The following is a 20513-nucleotide window of genomic DNA, read 5'->3' as shown; positions in this document are numbered from 1 at the left end:
TGATGGTGACGTGAAGCCGGCAATTGTCCTACTTCGTCAGATTCAGAACAACTACCGCTGACTATTGTCCCAATTGTCGGCCCCTATAATGGCCACAATCGAGACTCGGTTATGTTTGGCCGAAGGCTTGTGTCATGATGATCCGACCGCAGGTTAGTCGTCCTCTTCCTATATGAATAGATCTTCCGCGTTGCTCCTTGCTTTTGTCTTCCTCAGCGGCTGCCAGGCCTTGGCCCCCGTTTCGCACGATGGCACGCCGTCGGTCGAAGACACCACGCCAGCCCCTGAAAAGCCCAAGGTTTACAGCTCGTTCAGCGAAGAAACGGTTTTCAGCCTGCTGAGCGCCGAACTCGCCGGCCAGCGCAATCGTTTCGACATTGCCCTGGACAACTACGTGACCCAGGCCATCAACACTCAGGACCCGGGTGTTTCCGAGCGGGCATTCCGTATCGCCGAGTACCTGGGCGCGGATCAACCGGCGCTGGATACTGCATTGATCTGGGCGAAAAACGCCCCGGATGACCTCGAGGCGCAACGCGCCGCCGCCGTGCAACTGGCACGTGCCGGGCGCTATGACGACTCGATGGTCTACATGGAGAAAGTCCTGCAGGGCAAGGGCGACACCCATTTCGACTTCCTCGCGCTGTCGGCCGCCGATACCGATCAGGAAACCCGCAACGGTTTGATGAAAAGTTTCGACCGTCTGCTGCAGCGTCACCCGCACAACAATCAGCTGATTTTCGGCAAGGCCCTGCTGATGCAGCAGGACGGCGACACCAAAGGTGCGCTGACCCTGCTCGAAGACAATCCGCCGGACGACGGCGAAATCGCCCCGATCCTGCTGCGCGCCCGCCTGCTGCAAGGGCTGAACCGTGGCGACGAAGCCCTGCCGCTGCTGCAGAAAAACATCAAGAAGTACCCGGACGACAAGCGCCTGCGCCTGACTTACGCGCGGATGCTGGTTGAGCAAGACCGGATGGACGACGCCAAGGTCGAGTTCTCCACTCTGGTCCAGCAATACCCGGAAGACGACGAACTGCGTTACTCGCTGGCGCTGGTGTGCCTGGAAGCCAAGGCCTGGGACGAGGCCAAGGGTTACCTGGAAGACCTGATCGCCCGGGAAAGCCATGTCGATTCCGCGCACCTGAACCTGGGCCGCATCGCCGAAGAACGCAACGACCCGCAAGGCGCACTGATCGAGTACGCCCAGGTCGGGCCGGGCAACGACTATCTGCCGGCGCAACTGCGTCAGGCCGACATCCTGATGAACAACGGCAAGACCGCCGAAGCCCTGAGCAAACTGGCGGCCGAACGTGATGCGCAGCCGGATTACGCAATCCAGCTGTACCTGATCGAAGCCGAGACCCTGTCTGCCAATAATCAGGGCGACAAGGCCTGGAAAACCCTGCAACAGGCATTGCAACAGTATCCAGACGACCTGAATCTGCTCTACACCCGCGCGATGCAGGCGGAAAAACGCAATGACCTGGCGCAGATGGAAAAAGACCTGCGCCTGATCATCAAGCGCGACCCGGACAACGCCATGGCGCTCAACGCCCTCGGCTACACCCTGTCCGACCGCACCACGCGCTACGCCGAAGCCAAGGCGCTGATCGAGCAGGCGCACCAGATCAACCCGGAAGACCCGGCGGTACTCGACAGCCTCGGCTGGGTGAATTTCCGCATGGGCAACCTGGATGATGCCGAGAAATATCTGCGTCAGGCGCTGGAGCGTTTCCCCGATCACGAAGTCGCCGCTCACCTTGGCGAAGTCCTTTGGACCAAGGGCAAGCAGCGCGAAGCCAAACAAGTCTGGGGCAAGTTCCTCAAGGATCAGCCCGACAGCACCATTCTGCGCAGCACCATCAAGCGCCTGACCGGATCCGAGACTCTTTAACTCATGTTTTTGCGCCACGTTATTGTTTTCAGTTTCATCGCCCTGCTCGCCGGTTGCGCGGGTTTCGGCGCTCGCGAATCGGTCGAAGGCCACGGCAGCCCTGCACAATGGGCCGCGAACAAACAACAACTGACCGGCCTCGACGGCTGGCAGATCGACGGCAAGATCGGTATCCGCGCCCCGAAAGACTCGGGCAGCGGCACGCTGTTCTGGCTGCAGCGCCAGGATTATTACGACATCCGCCTGTCCGGCCCGCTGGGTCGTGGCGCAGCGCGACTGACCGGTCGCCCGGGCAAGGTTTCGCTGGAAGTCGCCAATCAGGGCCGCTATGACGCGCAGTCGCCGGAAGTCCTGCTGGAAGAACAACTCGGCTGGAAACTGCCGGTATCGAATCTGTCCTGGTGGGTGCGTGGCCTGCCGGCTCCGGCCAGCAAGAGCCGCCTAACCCTCGATGCCGACAGTCGCCTGGCCAATCTGGAACAGGACGGCTGGCAGGTCGAGTACCTCGGTTATGCCGAACAGAATGGCTACTGGCTGCCCGAGCGGATCAAACTGCACGGCACCGATCTGGACGTGACGCTGGTCATCAAGGCCTGGCAACCGCGCAAGCTGGGGCAATAAGCATGACCGTTCCACGCCTGACGCTGCCTTCTCCGGCCAAGCTCAACCTGATGCTGCACATCCTCGGTCGCCGTGAAGACGGCTATCACGAGTTGCAGACGATTTTTCAGTTCCTCGACTACGGCGACGAAATCACTTTCGCCGTCCGTGACGATGGCGTGATTTGCCTGCACACCGAATTCGACGGTGTGCCCCACGACAGCAACCTGATCGTGCGTGCGGCGAAAAAACTTCAGGAACAATCCGGCTGCGCCCTCGGCATCGATATCTGGATCGACAAGATCCTGCCGATGGGCGGCGGCATCGGTGGCGGCAGCTCGAATGCGGCGACCACCCTGCTCGGCCTCAATCATCTTTGGCAGTTGGGCTGGGATGAAGATCGGCTGGCAACACTGGGCCTGACACTTGGAGCCGACGTGCCGGTGTTCGTACGTGGCCACGCGGCTTTCGCCGAAGGAGTCGGCGAGAAACTGACCCCGGTCGAGCCCGCCGAACCGTGGTATGTCGTGCTCGTACCGCAAGTCTCTGTTAGTACGGCAGAAATTTTTTCAGATCCATTGTTGACACGTAACACGCCGCCCATTAAAGTGCGCCCCGTTCCCGAGGGAAACAGTCGAAATGACTGCTTGCCGGTGGTATCAAGGCGTTATCCAGAAGTACGTAACGCATTGAATTTGCTAGGTAATTTTACCGAAGCAAAACTCACCGGAACTGGAAGTTGTGTGTTTGGGGGCTTCCCAAGCAAAGCTGAAGCTGATAAAGTCTCGGCCCTTCTGACAGAGACCCTTACAGGGTTTGTAGCAAAAGGAAGCAACGTTTCGATGTTGCATCGCAAGCTGCAAAGTCTGCTCTAAAGGAACCAAGTGCACGGCACTTGCAAGCAACAGATACAGGGGCGTCGCCAAGCGGTAAGGCAGCAGGTTTTGATCCTGCCATGCGTTGGTTCGAATCCAGCCGCCCCTGCCATTTTCTATACTCATCCAGGTTACCCTCAGCCTCTAGGTACTGCGCGTGTCCAAGATGATGGTCTTTACGGGGAACGCTAACCCCGATCTGGCTCGGCGTGTCGTACGTCAGCTGCATATCCCTCTCGGTGACATCTCTGTCGGCAAATTCTCCGACGGCGAAATCACAGCCGAGATCAATGAAAACGTTCGCGGTAAAGATGTTTTCATTATTCAGCCGACTTGCGCTCCGACCAACGATAACCTGATGGAACTGGTAGTGATGGCTGATGCCTTCCGCCGCTCCTCGGCTACTCGTATCACTGCTGTTATTCCTTATTTTGGTTATGCCCGTCAGGATCGCCGTCCGCGTTCCGCACGTGTGGCTATCAGCGCGAAAGTCGTCGCTGACATGCTTACCGTAGTCGGCATCGACCGTGTTCTCACGGTTGATCTGCATGCTGACCAGATTCAGGGTTTCTTCGATATTCCGGTAGATAACATCTACGGCTCCCCGGTTCTGGTGGATGACATCGAAGATCAGCGCTTCGAGAACCTGATGATCGTGTCCCCGGACATTGGTGGCGTCGTGCGTGCACGTGCCGTTGCCAAATCCCTGGGCGTGGATCTCGGGATCATCGACAAGCGCCGTGAGAAAGCCAATCACTCTGAAGTGATGCATATCATCGGTGATGTCGAAGGGCGTACCTGCATCCTGGTCGATGACATGGTCGATACCGCCGGCACCCTGTGCCACGCGGCCAAGGCCCTGAAAGAGCATGGCGCAGCCAAGGTCTTTGCCTACTGCACACACCCTGTGCTGTCCGGTCGGGCCATCGAGAATATCGAAAATTCCGTGCTGGACGAGCTGGTGGTCACTAACACCATCCCGCTGTCCGCAGCAGCACAAGCCTGTGCACGTATCCGTCAACTGGATATCGCACCGGTTGTTGCCGAAGCGGTTCGCCGCATCAGCAATGAAGAATCGATCAGCGCGATGTTCCGCTAAGGGCCCTGCCCTTCTCGAAATGTCTTGTTGACGAAAAGCGCCCCGCCCCAACACTCATGTTGGGGCGGGGCTTTTTTGCCCATGCCGCTTTGACGTCGGTCGCAGACGTCGCCCGGACATGGCTATTTTGGAGATACAAAATGACTGATTTCATCCTGAACGCCGAAGCGCGTACCGACCTGGGGAAAGGTGCGAGCCGCCGCCTGCGTCGTCTCGCCAGCCAGGTTCCTGCCGTTGTCTACGGTGGTGACAAGGCTCCTGAGTCCATCATGATGATGGCTAAAGAAGTGGCCAAGCTGTTCGAAGACGAGGCTGCTTTCAGCCACGTCATCCAACTGAACATCGGCGGCGTCAAGCAAGACGTGGTTGTTAAAGCCATGCAGCGTCACCCGGCCAAGCAGTTCATCATGCACGCCGACTTCGTACGCGTTGTTGCCGGCAAGAAACTGACTGCCGTTGTTCCAGTGCACTTCATCAACGAAGAAGCTCCGGTCAAGAAAGGCGGCGAGATCTCGCACGTTGTTGCAGAAATCGAAGTTTCCTGCGAAGCCAAAGACCTGCCTGAGTTCATCGAAGTCGACCTGGCCAAGGCCGAAATCGGCACCATCATTCACCTGTCGGACCTGAAAGCTCCTAAAGGTGTTGAGTTCGTTGCTCTGGCACACGGCGATGACAAGGCTGTTGCCAACGTCCACGCTCCACGTGTTGCTCCAGAAGCTGCCGAAGGCGCTGCAGAGTAATCACTCTGTAAAGCCGGAGTGAACAGGTAACATCGCGGACTGGAACGTAGCGAGAAAGCGGGCGGGAACGCGGAGTTTACATCCATGGTAAATGAGCATTTTTCGTCCACTTTCGCCGCCTTCCCCGATCGCGGCGATGTTATCCACCACTCCAAGGAAGGGCCCCTATCGTGACTGCCATCAAACTGATCGTTGGCCTGGGAAATCCGGGTGCCGAATACGAACAGACCCGGCATAACGCAGGGGCCCTTTTTGTTGAGCGCATCGCCCACGCACAGAATGTGAATCTCGTGGCCGATCGCAAGTATTTCGGCCTGACCGGGCGTTTTTCGCATCAGGGTCAGGACGTTCGTCTGCTGATTCCCACCACCTACATGAACCGTAGCGGCCAGGCCGTGGCGGCACTCGCCGGTTTCTTCCGCATCAAGCCCGAAGAGATCCTGGTGGCGCACGACGAACTCGATCTGCCTCCGGGCGTCGCGAAACTCAAGGTGGGCGGCGGCCATGGCGGTCACAACGGGTTGCGCGACATCATTGCGCAATTGGGCAATCAGAATACGTTCCACCGCCTGCGGCTTGGCATCGGCCACCCCGGCGTCGCCAGTATGGTTTCAAATTTCGTCCTGGGTCGTGCGCCACGCGCCGAACAGGAAAAACTCGATGCCAGCATCGACTTTGCCCTCGGCGTGCTGCCGGATATCCTCGCCGGTGAATGGAACCGCGCGATGAAAAACCTGCACAGCCAGAAGGCCTGACTCTAATCCGAGGGGAAACACCATGGGATTCAATTGCGGCATCGTCGGCCTGCCTAACGTCGGCAAGTCCACCCTGTTCAACGCCCTGACCAAATCCGGGATCGCGGCCGAGAACTTTCCCTTCTGCACCATCGAGCCGAACAGCGGTATCGTGCCGATGCCGGACCCACGCCTGAATGCTCTGGCGGAAATCGTCAATCCGAAGCGCATCCTGCCGACCACCATGGAATTCGTCGACATCGCAGGCCTGGTGGCCGGCGCGTCGAAAGGTGAAGGTCTGGGCAACAAGTTCCTGGCCAACATCCGCGAAACCGACGCGATCGCTCACGTCGTGCGCTGCTTCGAAGACGAAAACGTGATCCACGTTTCCAACAGCGTCGACCCGAAGCGCGACATCGAAATCATCGACCTGGAACTGATCTTCGCCGACCTCGACAGCTGCGAGAAGCAACTGCAGAAAGTCGCGCGCAACGCCAAGGGCGGTGACAAGGACGCAGTGGCCCAGAAGGCTCTGCTGGAGCAATTGATCCCGCACTTCACCGAAGGCAAGCCTGCACGCAGCCTGATGAAGAACATGAGCGCCGACGAAAAGGCGATCATCAAGGGCTTCCACCTGCTGACCACCAAGCCGGTCATGTACATCGCCAACGTCGCTGAAGACGGTTTCGAGAACAATCCGCACCTGGACGTGGTCAAGGCCATCGCTGAAGAAGAAGGCGCCATGGTCGTTCCGGTCTGCAACAAGATCGAAGCGGAAATCGCCGAGCTGGACGACGGTGAAGAGAAAGACATGTTCCTCGAGGCCCTGGGCCTGGAAGAGCCTGGCCTGAACCGCGTGATCCGCGCCGGCTACGAAATGCTGCACCTGCAGACCTACTTCACCGCCGGTGTCGAAGAAGTCCGCGCCTGGACCGTCCGCGTCGGTGCCACCGCACCACAAGCCGCCGGCGTGATCCACACCGACTTCGAAAAAGGCTTCATCCGCGCCGAAGTGATCGCCTACAACGACTTCATCCAGTACAAGGGCGAAGCCGGTACCAAGGAAGCCGGTAAATGGCGTCTGGAAGGCAAGGACTACATCGTCAAGGACGGCGACGTGATGCACTTCCGCTTCAACGTGTAAAAGCTCCACCCAAGAAAAAGCCGCGCTCGATACGCGGCTTTTTTGTGCCTGAAATTCAGCCCGTCAGGCCTTTTTGGTTCTTGGCAGGAAGATCGCCAATACCCCGAACAACGGCAGGAACGAGCACAGGAAGTACACGTACTCGATGCCGTGAATGTCCGCGAGATGCCCGAGCAACGCCGCACCAATCCCGCCAAAGCCGAACATCAACCCAAAGAACACGCCGGCAATCATTCCGACGTTGCCCGGCACCAGTTCCTGCGCGTACACCACAATCGCCGAGAACGCCGACGCCAGGATAAAGCCGATCACCACACTCAGCACGGTGGTCCAGAACAGATCGACATGCGGCATGAGCAAGGTGAACGGCGCCACGCCAAGGATCGAGAACCAGATCACCGCCTTACGGCCGATCTTGTCGCCAATCGGCCCGCCGAAGAACGTGCCCGCCGCCACCGCGCCGAGGAACAGGAACAGGTGCAACTGGGAACTGGCCACCGACAGGTCGAATTTCTCGATCAGGTAGAAGGTGAAGTAACTGGTCAGGCTGGCCATGTAGAAATACTTGGAGAACACCAGCAACCCGAGCACCACCAGCGCGCTGACCACCCTGCCCTTCGACAGTCCATGAGTGGCGGCTTGCCCGGCTTTGAGCTTGAACAGGTTCAGGTGATGGGCATACCAGCGACTGATGCGGTACAGCACAAACAGCGCAAACACCGCGAACAGCCCGAACCACGCCACGTTGCCCTGTCCAAAGGGAATAATGATCGCCGCTGCCAGCAACGGACCGAACGCCGAACCGGCGTTACCGCCGACCTGGAAGGTCGATTGCGCCAACCCGAAACGCCCACCGGAGGCCAGCCGTGCAATACGAGAAGCTTCCGGGTGAAAGGTCGAAGAACCGATCCCGATCAGCGCTGCCGCCAGCAGAATCAGCGGGAAACTGCCGACCATCGACATCATCACAATGCCGACCAGCGTGCACACGGACCCGGCCGGCAACAGCCACGGTTTCGGGTGCCGGTCAGTGTGATAACCGACCCACGGCTGCAACAGCGAAGCGGTCAATTGAAAGGTCAGGGTAATCAGGCCGACCTGGGTGAAGCTCAAGCCGTAGTTGGCCTTGAGCATCGGATAGATCGAGGGCAGCACTGACTGGATCAGGTCGTTGATCAAATGTGCCAGCGCCACCGCGCCGATGATGCGCATTACCAGTGGACTGCTTTGGGGAGGAGCGGACGCCGACGCAGCGGCGGTCTGAACGTTGCTGATAGCCATGGGAGTTTCCGTACAGCAGATGGGTGCACGCAGGCAGGTGCGTCAATGTGCCATTTTTCGGTGCGCCAGCGCCATCCCCTTAGCCAGCTAACGAACTATTCAGTCGTCGCGCCGCAAGTGATAGCGCAACGCCATGGTCTGAATCTTGCCTTGCTTATCCGCTTGAACGCGGCGCCCTTACAAAGGGCATCGAGAATGGGAAGTTTCGCTACAGAGCCGGCCTACAGAGCGGGCAAGGGTGAACTTTCGAGGCCTTTTAGCAGGGCACCAATCCCGGTCGCAACGACCGCGATGCACGCCGATGGTGCGTGGTGTCCAGAGGAGTCATGAGGCATGCAGGCTTTTTTATCACCGGGGATCGGATTACTGGGGCGGTTTGGCTTCGCGCGTAAATTCCAGTTGTTGTTTCTACTGTTTATCCTGCCTTTGGCCGGCAGCCTGTTGATGATCGGCCAGGACTATCGCGACAAACTCAACCTGATCGCCGGCGAGCGCGCCGGTGTGCGGCAATTGCTCGCCCTCGATGCACTCGACAACCTGCTCGCCGCCCAACGCGACCGCGCCGCCCGCTGGCGCGCCACGGAAACCAACCGCCAGCCGACTCCCGCGACCCTTGCCGCGATGGCTGCGTTCGATGGCGTACAACCCGCTGTTGCCCAAGCGACAGTGGACTTGGGCAATGCCCTGCAAGCCGAAGGCGCGGAAGGCGAAACCCTGGCTCGCTATCAGGCCCTGCAAGCCGCGCTCGATGGTCTGGACTCGAAAAGCCTTTCCGGTGTCGGTTGGTGGCCGGACGGTTACGACCGGTTCACCAATGCCCTCAGCGCCCTGCAAGCCTTGCGCGAGCAGATCGCGATGGACAATCGCCTGATCCTTGCACCGTGGCTGGAAACCTATCTGCTGACGCAGATTTCCACTCAACATGCACCGGACCTGATCGAACGCGTCGGGCGGCTGGCAGCCGTCGGTCAGGCGTCTGTGGTGTCCGGTCAGTTCACCCTGCAAAGCCGTCTGCAACTGCGCGACCTGCGCAGCCGCATCGGCGATGCCCGCGAGCAGCTGGTGAAAACCGCAAACCTGCTCGAGGCGCGTCTGCCGCCAGCCCTGCAAGGTTGGGTCGGGCAGTACCACGACAGCCTCAAGCAACTGGATGCCGGTTTGAAAGTGCTGGATGACGGCGTGTTCGGCGGCAGCATCAATCTCAAACCGGAAGACTTCGAGCGCAGCCTGGACGCCCTGCTCGGCAACCTCGCCACGCTGCGACAGCAATCGCTGGTGTCGCTCGATCAGCGCCTGGACGATTACCACAGCTCCTCGATTCGTCAGTTCATCATTGTGGCGACGGTCTTCGGTTGCTTGTTGTTGGCAGCACTCTATTTGTTCGTCTGCCTGCAAGCCTCAATCCGTCGCAGCGCCAGCGGTATTACGGTGCTCGCCGAAGCCTTGCGCGACGGCAACCTGAGCCTGCAAGTGCCTGTCGTGGGCCGAGATGAACTGGCCTCGATCAGCACCGCGCTCAACGTGGCCGTGGTGCAACTGCGCACCAGCTTGCTAGGTGTCGATCACGAGACTTCGCAAGTGAGCAACGCGGTGCGCAGCCTCAACGATCACTCCAGCGGCGCTCTCAGCGAAGTCGAAGCGCAGCAATTGCAGATCAGCCAGATCGCTGCAGCGGCCACGCAATTGGCGGCCACCTCCCAGGGCGTCGCACAGAGTTGCGAACAGGCCTCCGGCAGCGCCCAGCAAACACGGCGCATCGCTGCCGACAGCAGCCGCGACAGCCAACGCACCACGGCGAGCATTCAACAGCTCAATCAGCGCCTGAACGAAACTGCAGCGGCGCTGGGCCGGGTCAGCGAGCAAGGGCAGCAGATACAACTGGTGGTCGACACTATTCGCGGCGTCGCCGAGCAGACCAACCTGCTGGCGCTTAACGCGGCCATCGAGGCCGCTCGTGCCGGTGAACAGGGTCGCGGTTTTGCCGTAGTGGCCGACGAGGTGCGCAGCCTGTCGCAACGTACGCAATCGTCCACGGCGCAGATCGCCGCGACGGTCGACAGTCTGCGCAACACGGTCAACGAAGCCGTGAGCCTGATGGAGGCTGCGTGCGGCCAGGCGCAATCAGACGCAGAAGCGGTCACCGGACTTGGTGAACGCCTGGGGGAAATCGCCAGCGCCGTGCAAAGCGTCACCGACACCCTCGCCCAGATCGCCACGGCGGTCGAAGAACAGGCGAGCACCGCCGATGAGGTCAGCGGCAATATCCAGCAGGTGGATCAGGCGGCGGTTCGCCTGCTCGACGGCGCACGAGCAGTCAACCTGGCGGCAGACACCTTGAGCCAGGGCAGCAAGGCCTTGAGTGACAACACCGCACGCTTCCGGCTCAGTTGATCAACGCTTCGGGAAAGTCCTGTTCCAGCTCAGACTTGAGCCATTGAATGAACCACGCCGCATCCGCCGACAGTTCGGCGGACGGCGTCAGCACCCGATAGCTTTCCAGCTTCACCTGAGCCTCCACTGCGCGCACCAGTTTGCCGGACCTGAGTTCTTCGCGAACCAGCACCTCATTGGCCAACGCGATGCCCTGCCCGCTCTCGGCCACCGATAACGCGTGATCGTTGTTGACGTAGAGCATGTCGGAATTGAGGTGAATATCCAGGTCATGGGCGGCGAACCAAAGGTTCCACCACTCGCCGTCGTCGACGTGGATCAACTCGTGCCGGACCAGATCGGCCGGACCACTGAGCGGCTCGATGCTTGCCAGATATTGCGGGGTGCAGATCGGAAACACCCGGGGACAGATCAACGCTTCACGGGAGTCCGCGTACTGCCCGTCGAGACCGTAGACGATGCCGAGATCGGCGCTTTTGCCATCCACTTCGGTGAAGGTCGAGTTCGGTTCAATGGCAAACTTCAACCCCGGACGCAAGTGACGCATGGCCTCGATGCGTGGCATCAGCCAGCGCTTGGCAAAACCCGGCACCACCATGATCCGCAGCCAGCGTTCGGCCTCTTTGGGACGTGCCTCCTTGCCGGCCTCGATGATCAACTGCAGGGCGGCCGTGATCTTGCGGTGGTACTTCTCACCGGCCGGCGTCAGCTTGACCCCGCGCGACGTGCGTTCGAACAGCTGAATGCCCAGCCAGTCCTCCAGCAGCTTCACATGCCGGCCAATCGCCGGCTGAGTCACGTGCAAGGCTTTCGACGCCTCGACATAGCTGCCCAGGCGGGCAGCGGCATCGAACGCACGCACTGCATTGAGTGGTGGCAAACGGTGGTCGGGCATGTTCCTGGCACCTGTCGGTATTAAATTAACTAACACCTGCCATGTTTAAATTGAAGTTTCGCCCCGCGCAACCCCTCGCCGATAATCGAGCCACAGCAGAACAACAAAACAGCTGGTTTCACCCGTACACAATCTCGATCCTGCCCAGAAAAATAATATCCATGGCCCGACAGATTCGCTGACCAACAGCGCAATCGCAGGCGATGGGGGAATCGGAGGTAACGCATGAATGCCCTGCATTCGCTGCAAACACTGGCGGTGTCGATCCGCTCGGTGCGCAAGGTCTACGGCGATCCGTCCACCGGTCCGGTGGCGTTGAAAAACATCGATCTGGATATCCGCGACAACGAATTCTTCACCCTTCTCGGGCCCTCCGGCTGTGGCAAGACCACGCTGCTACGGATGATTGCCGGGTTCGAATTTCCGACGCAGGGCGAGATCCTGCTCTACGGCGAAAACATCGCCGAGCGCCCGCCATTTCAGCGACCGGTCAACACGGTGTTCCAGCACTACGCACTGTTCCCGCACATGACCATCGCCGAAAACCTGGCCTTCGGCCTTGAGTCGCACCCGATGGGCAAGGTCCTGAACAAGGCACAGATTGCCGAGCGCGTGCGCGAGATGCTTGCCTTGGTGCAGATGGAGCGCTTCGCCAATCGCAAACCGGCGCAACTCTCCGGTGGCCAGCAGCAGCGCGTCGCCCTCGCCCGCGCTCTGGCGCCGCATCCCAAGGTCCTGTTGCTTGACGAGCCGCTGTCGGCACTTGATCTCAAGCTGCGCCAGGCCATGCGCGAAGAGCTGAAAACCATCCAGGCCAGGACCGGCATCACCTTCATCTTCGTCACTCACGACCAGGAAGAAGCGCTGACCATGTCTGACCGCATCGCCGTGCTGTCCGAAGGTGAAGTGCAGCAAGTCGGTCGCCCGGAGGACATCTACGAACGGCCGCGCAATCGCTTCGTGGCCGACTTCATCGGCGAAACCAACTTCATTCAGGCCAGCGTCACTCGCGTCGAGGACGGCATGGCGTGGTTCGCCGGGCCGGCCGGTCATCCGCTGCCGGCGCAACCGTGCAACGACGTGCAACCGGGTGCCAGCGTGACTCTGTCGGTGCGCCCCGAGCGCCTGCACCTGGTGCAGGCCAACACGGAGGCGGCGCTGCCATGTCGGGTCGAAGCGCAGATCTATCTGGGCACCGACCTGCAATACCAGGTCAGCCTCGGCGACGGTTCGCGCCTCACCGTGCGCACGCCCAACTGCGTCGATCAGAGCCTGCGCTTTGCCGTGGGCAGTCAGGCCGGTCTGTTGTTCGACCGGGGAAGCGCCAGCGTCCTGCACGATTGAACCCGAGGAGTTGTCATGCACGCCTTACCGATAACCAACACGCTTGAACGCCGACGGGCGTTCCAGAGTTTCCTCGGTGTCAGCCCGGCGCTGATTGCCATCGCCCTGTTTCTGGTGGTGCCGATCCTGATCGTCATCGGTTATTCGCTGATGGAAGCCAACCCCTACGGCGGGGTCAACAAGGTGTTCAGCAGCGACGCCTACACCTCCCTGCTGTTCGAACGGCAAATGGACGACAGCCTGGCCTTCGCCGACTCCTACCTGATCATCGCCCTGCGCTCGGTCGGGATTGCCGGCCTGACCACCGTCATCACGCTGCTTATCGGTTTTCCGGTAGCGGTGTGGCTGGCCATGCAACCGGCGCATCGGCGTGGTCTGTTGATCTTTCTGATCACCGTGCCGTTCTGGGCCAACCTGCTGATCCGCACTTACGCGTGGATTCTGTTGCTGCGTAACACCGGGGTGATCAATAACAGTCTGATGGGCCTGGGCGTCATCCATGAGCCGCTGCAGTTGCTGTACACCGACGGCGCCGTGCTGCTGGGGCTGGTTTATACCTATGCACCCTTCGTGGTTCTGCCGATCTACGCCACGCTGGAAAAAATGGATATCCGTCTGCTCGAGGCCGCTCAGGACCTGTATGCCGGACGCCTGCGCACCTTGCGCAAAGTGGTACTGCCGATCGCCAGACCGGGAATTCTCGCCGGCGCCATTCTCACCTTCGTGCCGTGCCTGGGCGCGATGATCGCCCCGGAACTGCTCGGCGGCGGCACGCGGATGATGCTCGGCAACCTGATCTTCCGGCAGTTCAGCGATGCCCGTAACTGGCCGTTCGGCGCAGCCTTGTCGCTGGTGCTGATGGCGGCGGTGATGCTGGTGCTGACGGTTTATGCCTTGCGCGCCGAACGCCAGCGCATCGCCAAAGGAGGTGCGTGATGATCGGTCTGTTCAAACGCAAGGGACTGGGCGTACAGGATTTCCCCGGATTCGGCGGCTTCAGTTTCCTGTTCTACCTGTACCTCTACGCGCCGATCGTGGTGCTGGTGGTGTTCTCGTTCAACGCCAACCAGTCGGCCACGGTATGGACCGGTTTCAGCCTCGACTGGTATCGCGCCGCGTTCGCCAATCAGGCGCTGCGCCAGGCGGCCGGCAACAGCCTGCTGATCGCGGTGTGCGCCAGCATGGTCGCCACGGCGATTGCCACCCTCGCGGCCCTCGGCACCTCGCGGGGTGCGAAATTCAAGGGCCTGCAACTGTCGATGGGCGCGATCATGCTACCGCTGGTGCTGCCGGAAATCGTCGTCGGCGTCGCCACGCTCGCGCTGTTCTCCACCATCGGCCTGTCGCTCGGCTACGGCAATCTGATCATCGCCCATACGGTGTTCTGCATTCCGTTTGCCTACCTGCCGATCCGGGCCCGGCTGAACGACATGGACCTGTCGCTGGAACAAGCCTCGGCCGACCTGTATGCCGGCCCGTGGCGGACCTTTCGCAAAGTCACCCTGCCGTTGCTGATGCCGGGGATTTTCTCCGGGCTGATGCTGGCCTTCATCGTCTCGCTGGATAACTTCGTGATCTCGATGATGGTCTCCCAGGCCGGCACCACAACGCTGCCGATCTTCATCTTCGGCCTGTTGCGCATGGGTGTGACACCCGACGTCAACGCCGTGTCGACCCTGATCCTGGGCGTCTCGGTGCTGTTTGTCAGCCTCTCTTACCTGCTGGGCAAAAAGAACGCCTGAACCTTCCAAGAACCGTGGGGAAATAGCATGAGCAAGTGGATAAAAAGCGTCGGTACTTCGTTGTTTCTGACTGTACCGCTGGTCATGGCCGGGAGTGTTCAGGCCGCCGAAAAACTCAACGTGGTGAGCTGGAGCGGTTACTTTTCACCGGAGATTCTCGCCAAGTTCCAGAAGCAGAGCGGCATCGAAGTCACCGTCGACTCCTACGACTCCAACGAGACGCTGCTGGCCAAACTGAAACAGGGCGGCGCCGGTTACGACGTGGCGATTCCCTCGCACCAGTTCATTCCGATCCTGATCAAGGAAAACCTGCTGGAGCGCTTCGATCCGGTCAAGGAGCCGTACTACGCCAGTGTGGTCGACAACCTGAAAAAACCGAGTTGGGACCCGGAGGGCGCCTATTCGGTGCCGTTCATCTGGGGCACCACCAGCGTGGTGCTCGACAGCGGCCGCTACAAAGGCCCGGCCGACAGTTACAAGGTGCTTTATGAGCCGCCGGCCGAGTTACAGGGGCGGATCAACATGTTCGATTCGGTCAGCGACATGGTCGACATGGTCGACATGGCCAGCCTGTACCTGAACATTCCGCTGTGCAGCGAGGATCCGAAACAGATGCAACAGATCCTCACGCTGCTCAAGGCGCAGAAGCCATTCGTCAAAACCTACAGCTCCAAGGCCGGCTCGATCCGCGAGAACCTCGCCTCGGGCGAAATCGATATGTCGATGTTCTGGGGCGGTTCGTCAATGCGCGCCCGCGAGATGAAACCGAGCCTGAAATACCTGTACCCGAAAGAAGGGGTGCTGGCCTGGGTCGACAACATGGTCATCCCCGCCGGCAGCAAGAACCCGGCGAATGCCAAGGCGTTCATCGCGTTTCTCAGCCAGCCGGAAAACTCGGCGATGACCCAGAACTTCCTCAAGCATCAGAGCCCGATCAAAGGCGTCGAACCGTTCCTCGATGCAAACCTCAAGGATGCACCGGAACTGCATATTCCCGAGGGCACCCACGTGGTGTTCAGCAAGACCTGCGGTGAAGGCGCGATCCGTCTGGCCGATCGTCTGTGGACCAACCTGATGCGTTGATTTCTACCGCCCCGGCACGAGGCCGGGGCGTTTTTCCAGCCGTCTGAAGGGCGCCGTCGTCATGAACTCCAATAACATCAGCGAACTGGTCCTGTTGCCGGCCATCGAGCTCGCCGAACGCATCCGCCTGCGCCAGGTTTCCTGCCGCGAAGTGATGCAGACCTATCTTGCCCACATCGACCGGTTCAACCCGGCAGTCAACGCACTGATCAGCTTGCAGGCGCCGGAAGATCTGCTGGCCCAGGCCGACACACGGGACGCCGAACTGAGCCATGGCCAATACCGTGGCTGGATGCATGGCCTGCCCCACGCCATCAAGGATCTGTCGCTGACCTGCGGCATCCGCACCACGCTGGGCTCACCGCTGTTCAAGAATTTCATTCCCGAGCGTGACGGCATCATGGTCGAGCGGATCAAGGCTGCCGGCGCGATCATCATCGGCAAGACCAACACCCCGGAATTCGGCCTCGGTTCGCAGAGCTACAACCCGTTGTTCGGGGCCACCGGCTGCGCCTTTGACCCGAGCAAAACCGCAGGCGGCAGCAGTGGCGGCGCGGCGGCGGCACTGGCGATGCATCTGGTGCCGGTGGCCGATGGCAGCGACATGATGGGCTCGCTGCGTAACCCGGCAGCGTTCAACAACATCTTCGGTTTCCGTCCGTCTCAGGGCCGCGTGCCGTTCGATGACAGCGCCGATCTGTTCTTCGATCAACTCGGCTATGAAGGGCCCATGGCGCGCAGTGTGCGTGATGCCGCGATGCTGCTGTCGGTGCAGGCCGGTGGCGATGCGCGGGCACCGCTGTCGATCCGTGAATCCGGTGAGGTCTTTACCGCACCGCTGGAGCGCGACTTCACCGGCGCCCGGATCGGCTGGCTCGGCGACTTCAACGGGTATCTGCCCATGGAGAACGGCATCCTCGCGTTGTGTGAAAAGACGTTTGCCGACTTTGAAAACCTGGGTTGCCGTATCGAGTCGGCGCGTCCGGAATTTGCCCCTGAAAAGCTGTGGAGCAGCTGGCGCACCTTGCGCCACTGGATGGTCGCTGGCTCCCTGGGCGCGGCTTACGCCGATCCGCAGAAACGGGCGCTGCTGAAACCGGAAGCCTGCTGGGAAGTGGAAAACGGTCTGAAGCTCTCGGCCAGCGAAGTGTTTGCCGCCTCGGTGGTGCGCAGCGACTGGTATCGGGCAATCTCACGCTTGTTCGAACAGTACGACTACCTGCTGCTGCCCAGCGCGCAGGTCTTCCCGTTCGACAAGACGCAACCGTGGCCAACCGCGATCGAGGGCGTGAACATGGACACTTATCATCGCTGGATGGAGGTCGTGATTCCCGGCACGTTATCCGGTTGCCCGGTGGCGAACGTCCAGGCCGGCTTCAATGCCCGGGGGTTGCCGATGGGGCTGCAGATCATCGGCCGGCATCAGGCAGACTTCGCCGTTCTGCAACTCGCGCACGCGTATGAGCAGGCCAGTCGCTGGTTCCAGCGCTGCCCTTCGCCACTGTTGAACGCCTGATTTTGATAAACGGTTGAAAGCGTAGAAAAAATTTTGAAATTTACGCTTGACGCTTTTCCATTTCAGGGGAATAATGCGCGCCACTTGGCTACATAGCTCAGTTGGTTAGAGCATAGCATTCATAATGCTGGGGTCCGGGGTTCAAGTCCCTGTGTAGCCACCAAGTACTAAAAACGGCTTACCGAAAGGTAGGCCGTTTTTTTATGCCTCGAGAAAAGTGCCCTCCCCGCTGGATCGGTCTGATTCTGTAGGAGCCCGGTGCAAAAGGCGTACGAAGAGGATTTTTCGTTCGTCCAGGCACCTGCATCTGCGCAAGTCGATTTGATCGCCATCCCGATTGACCGACACGCTCCCCTGTCTCGACTTCCAGGACAGACAACGAGTGGTCATGGACCTGAACAAATTCCTTTTCGACGATGAGTGGCGTCGAAAACGCCCGAGCGAGAACGCTATATGGAGCGGATGGATTCCGCCCCCGCTGCCAGAACCCGTTTATATCCGGACAGACGAATGGCCCACCCCGAAGTCCCGCGACGATCTGGTATTTGCCAAATCCTGCACACCCGATAACTGGTGCCAAACGGAGGCCGGCACGACACCCGAACCCGCCTCAGGTTTTGGCAAGATCATGGTCGCGGGCGCCATGCGCTTTCCCGCTGCCAGTACCGCCGCAGCCAAGGCAATCGGCGCCGATCTGGCTCTGGGGCGCATGGCTGGTGGTGGCATCCTGCAGCAACGCCTGAACTGGGCAATACGAGGCGCCGGCGGCCCGGCCAGTGTGTTCATCCTCGGGATGCTGCCGACCCGAATGGGCGACGGCACGCTCTACACCGACGATCAGTTACGCACCTTGTCTCGCGCAACCACTCGCGTGCGCTTCCAGTTCCGACGCGATGCCGAAGGCGTCATGCAGGTCTACGGCATCCACACCGGTGTCTCGGGCGACGACTCGGTGCGTACCGTAAAAGTCCGGTGGAACAGCGACAAGACCGCCATGGAGGCCAAACTCAACGGCATCACCATTCTGTGGACGCCACAACGCGGGCCGCTGGGAGCGATGCCGCCACTGGTTTATCCGGAGCACGGCGAGCCACTGAGCACGATCCTCGTCCACCCGATCGCCGCGAACACCGACAGCCAGATAGAAATCCTGCCCGGCGAAGACATTACCGCCGAGGATTGTATTCTGGTGTTTCCGGCGGAGACCGGGCTGAAGTCGTTGTATGTGGTGTTTTCGAAACCGGCCAGGTTGATGCCGGGGATGGTGACGGGGGTTGGGGAGGATATTGCCGGGATATGGCTGGCGGGAGCGGGGACAGGGATTGGAGCGCTGATTCCGACGCGGATTGCAGACAGACTCAGAGGGAGGGAGTTTTCAAACTTCGACGCGTTCAGAAAAGCATTCTGGCAAGCCGTGCGGGATGATCCAGAACTTTTCGATCAGTTCAATGTGGATGCCCAAGATCGTTTAATGTCGGGCAACGCGCCAGCGGTTCGAGACAGAGAGTCTGTAGGCACACGAGGAGTATTTGAAATTCACCACGTCGAGCGAATCGCTGATGGCGGCGCTGTCTACGACATAGACAACCTCCGGATCAACACTCCTAAAAATCACATCTTTCAACACAAAAGACAGTGAACGCACATGGAAAAAATATCTGAATACACTGAAACCCAATTTATCCGTTTCATCGAAAAAATACGTGTCACGAACAAAAGCGGATCGGATACGGAGCTTGGCGAGCTGCTGGCACAATTCAGAAAGCTTACCGGCCACCCGGATGGCACCGACCTGATTTTTTATCCCGAACCCGGAGAAGACAACTCTGCCGAGGGCATTGCGAAGACCGTAAAAGATTGGCGCGCTGCCAACGGGCTGCCAAGCTTCAAGCAATAACCCTCCGGCATCCATAGTCAAAACCGCCGCACATCACCAGGCAGTCAAACGGCTTACCGAAAGGCAAGCCGTTTGTTTATCCCTCGCCTGCTAATGCCCTGAGCCCTTTCGCCCAGATCTGCCGCGTGCGCAACCCCACCATCGCCCGCCAGTCCGGATCCACCGGATAGAACTGCTCCAGCAGACTCAACTTGATCGCCCGCCCCGTCGCATCCAGTGGATCGCCGTGCAGATGCAGCCAGTGATCATCACGCAGATAACGATGTACGTCCGGCCCCGGATACGTCCCGCACTCGATCACGAACGGCATCAACTGCACATTCGGCAGCGCGTTGAGCAATGCCTGCGAGGTGTAACCGGTAGCCGTTGCCGCGACACCGGTTTCACTCAGGGTTTCAGCGCCTGTGTGCAGCGTGTAGAGCCACGGGCCATAGATTGATTGCGCCTGGGCCAGCGCCGGATACGGTGCCTGAGTGATCGTCAGCAGCATTGGATGACCGTACTCGCCGGCCCCGGTGTGCAGGTCGAAACACATCACTGTTTCGGCACCGGCCAGATGATTCTCGACGACCTGGTGCAGCGTGCGATTCGACCAGCTCGGGGCAAAGCCTCCGAAAAACAGTCCGTCAGGATGGCTGTGCTGACCACCCTCGACAATCGACATCACCGCCGGCCAGCCGTGTTCGGCGATCTGCGCATCGAGCAAGGCATCGGCGCGCTGTCGCTCGGGGCCGTTCAAATCGGCGCAGGCGTAAATTTCGTGCAGCGCGGCGTAGGCCTGGTTGTCCGGGAGGGGCTCGTTGAAATCCAGATGATTGCGGTTCAGGTCAATATTGTCTTCGTTGACCCGCCGCAGCCACGCCGTGCCCCACGGGTTGATCAGGTGAATCATCACCACCGCCACATCCTTCGGTAGCGAATCCGCCGTGAAATGCTTCAGCCAGTCGATCTGACATTCCGAACCGTAATAGCCCTCCACCCCGTGGGTGCCGCTGAGCGCCACCAGACGCCGTTTGGCTTGCGGATCCCCCAGCACCGCCACATCAGTGCTCAACGGCTCGCCAAACGGCCCGCAACGCGGATGGGCGTAGGAAGTGAGCGTCGCACCGGCCGCGGTGGCGGCGGCAAGAAACTGCTCGCGCTGCTGACGGTAGCTGGAGTGGGTCGGAAACTCGCTGTGCATAGTGGCCTCTGTGGATTGTTCTGGCTTCACGCTTGCGCCTGACCCTACAGAAAATTCGCCAAGGCATGAAGGACAAACATACCGACGGTTTG

At 60.0% G+C, this 20513-nt stretch carries 18 protein-coding genes and 2 tRNA genes; 17 read left to right on the top strand and 3 right to left on the bottom strand.

Annotated elements, in window-relative coordinates:
- Positions 1-172 precede the first annotated feature (172 nt).
- The 8 genes from CAF87_RS26490 to ychF all read left to right on the top strand — a co-directional run bounded on the left by CAF87_RS26490 (position 173) and on the right by ychF (position 7089).
- On the top strand, positions 173-1897 hold the full coding sequence (locus tag CAF87_RS26490; RefSeq protein WP_085733616.1) for a tetratricopeptide repeat protein: 1725 nt from the start codon (positions 173-175) through the stop codon (positions 1895-1897).
- A 3-nt stretch (positions 1898-1900) separates the two neighbouring features.
- Positions 1901-2518, top strand: coding sequence for a lipoprotein insertase outer membrane protein LolB (gene lolB, locus CAF87_RS26485; protein WP_085733615.1), 618 nt, complete (start codon positions 1901-1903; stop codon positions 2516-2518).
- A 2-nt stretch (positions 2519-2520) separates the two neighbouring features.
- Positions 2521-3372, top strand: a complete 852-nt coding sequence (ispE, locus tag CAF87_RS26480; protein ID WP_085733614.1) for a 4-(cytidine 5'-diphospho)-2-C-methyl-D-erythritol kinase — start codon at positions 2521-2523, stop codon at positions 3370-3372.
- Between the two features lie 37 nt (positions 3373-3409).
- Positions 3410-3484, top strand: a tRNA-Gln gene (locus CAF87_RS26475).
- 45 nt (positions 3485-3529) lie between these two features.
- Positions 3530-4471: a ribose-phosphate pyrophosphokinase gene (locus CAF87_RS26470; RefSeq protein WP_003171603.1), complete on the top strand. Its 942-nt coding sequence runs from the start codon at positions 3530-3532 to the stop codon at positions 4469-4471.
- 140 nt (positions 4472-4611) lie between these two features.
- Complete coding sequence (locus CAF87_RS26465) at positions 4612-5211, top strand: 50S ribosomal protein L25/general stress protein Ctc (RefSeq protein WP_085733613.1); 600 nt, start codon at positions 4612-4614, stop codon at positions 5209-5211.
- A 170-nt stretch (positions 5212-5381) separates the two neighbouring features.
- Positions 5382-5966 carry an aminoacyl-tRNA hydrolase gene (gene pth, locus CAF87_RS26460; protein WP_007951726.1) on the top strand — a complete coding sequence of 195 codons (585 nt, stop codon included), beginning with the start codon at positions 5382-5384 and terminating at the stop codon, positions 5964-5966.
- A 22-nt stretch (positions 5967-5988) separates the two neighbouring features.
- Complete coding sequence (ychF, locus tag CAF87_RS26455; RefSeq protein WP_085709288.1) at positions 5989-7089, top strand: redox-regulated ATPase YchF; 1101 nt, start codon at positions 5989-5991, stop codon at positions 7087-7089.
- A gap of 63 nt (positions 7090-7152) precedes the next feature.
- Here ychF and CAF87_RS26450 read toward each other — a convergent pair whose 3' ends face one another.
- Entirely contained in the window at positions 7153-8370 is a 1218-nt protein-coding gene (locus tag CAF87_RS26450; protein ID WP_085733612.1) for an MFS transporter, read from the bottom strand.
- A 333-nt stretch (positions 8371-8703) separates the two neighbouring features.
- Between CAF87_RS26450 and CAF87_RS26445 the strand changes: the two genes are divergently transcribed.
- Entirely contained in the window at positions 8704-10761 is a 2058-nt protein-coding gene (locus tag CAF87_RS26445; RefSeq protein WP_085733611.1) for a methyl-accepting chemotaxis protein, read from the top strand.
- On the opposite strand, the gene CAF87_RS26440 is transcribed toward CAF87_RS26445, so the two are convergent.
- Positions 10754-11656 carry a LysR substrate-binding domain-containing protein gene (locus tag CAF87_RS26440; protein ID WP_085733610.1) on the bottom strand — a complete coding sequence of 301 codons (903 nt, stop codon included), beginning with the start codon at positions 11654-11656 and terminating at the stop codon, positions 10754-10756. The two genes, CAF87_RS26445 and CAF87_RS26440, sit on opposite strands and share 8 nt — an antisense overlap.
- 225 nt (positions 11657-11881) lie before the next feature.
- Between CAF87_RS26440 and CAF87_RS26435 the strand changes: the two genes are divergently transcribed.
- From CAF87_RS26435 to CAF87_RS26400, 8 genes are all read left to right on the top strand, one after another.
- Positions 11882-13000, top strand: a complete 1119-nt coding sequence (locus CAF87_RS26435; RefSeq protein ID WP_085733609.1) for an ABC transporter ATP-binding protein — start codon at positions 11882-11884, stop codon at positions 12998-13000.
- 15 nt (positions 13001-13015) lie between these two features.
- Positions 13016-13936, top strand: a complete 921-nt coding sequence (locus CAF87_RS26430) for an ABC transporter permease (RefSeq protein ID WP_085709284.1) — start codon at positions 13016-13018, stop codon at positions 13934-13936.
- Positions 13936-14742, top strand: a complete 807-nt coding sequence (locus CAF87_RS26425; protein WP_085709283.1) for an ABC transporter permease — start codon at positions 13936-13938, stop codon at positions 14740-14742. The genes CAF87_RS26430 and CAF87_RS26425 overlap by 1 nt, the downstream gene beginning before the upstream one ends.
- 27 nt (positions 14743-14769) lie before the next feature.
- On the top strand, positions 14770-15825 hold the full coding sequence (locus CAF87_RS26420; RefSeq protein WP_085733608.1) for an extracellular solute-binding protein: 1056 nt from the start codon (positions 14770-14772) through the stop codon (positions 15823-15825).
- A 61-nt stretch (positions 15826-15886) separates the two neighbouring features.
- On the top strand, positions 15887-17341 hold the full coding sequence (locus tag CAF87_RS26415; RefSeq protein WP_085733607.1) for an amidase: 1455 nt from the start codon (positions 15887-15889) through the stop codon (positions 17339-17341).
- Positions 17342-17427: 86 nt separating this feature from the next.
- A tRNA-Met gene (locus CAF87_RS26410) sits at positions 17428-17504 on the top strand.
- A gap of 225 nt (positions 17505-17729) precedes the next feature.
- On the top strand, positions 17730-18980 hold the full coding sequence (locus CAF87_RS26405) for an S-type pyocin domain-containing protein (protein ID WP_085733606.1): 1251 nt from the start codon (positions 17730-17732) through the stop codon (positions 18978-18980).
- A gap of 6 nt (positions 18981-18986) precedes the next feature.
- Positions 18987-19238 carry a bacteriocin immunity protein gene (locus CAF87_RS26400; protein WP_085733605.1) on the top strand — a complete coding sequence of 84 codons (252 nt, stop codon included), beginning with the start codon at positions 18987-18989 and terminating at the stop codon, positions 19236-19238.
- Between the two features lie 76 nt (positions 19239-19314).
- Here CAF87_RS26400 and CAF87_RS26395 read toward each other — a convergent pair whose 3' ends face one another.
- Positions 19315-20421: a DUF2817 domain-containing protein gene (locus CAF87_RS26395; RefSeq protein WP_085733604.1), complete on the bottom strand. Its 1107-nt coding sequence runs from the start codon at positions 20419-20421 to the stop codon at positions 19315-19317.
- Positions 20422-20513: the final 92 nt, after the last annotated feature.

It is taken from the genome of Pseudomonas sp. R38(2017) (assembly GCF_002112395.1).
Taxonomy (GTDB): domain Bacteria; phylum Pseudomonadota; class Gammaproteobacteria; order Pseudomonadales; family Pseudomonadaceae; genus Aquipseudomonas.
The sequence above is the reverse complement of the archived record's forward strand: the minus strand, read 5'-3'. Positions and strand labels throughout refer to the sequence as shown.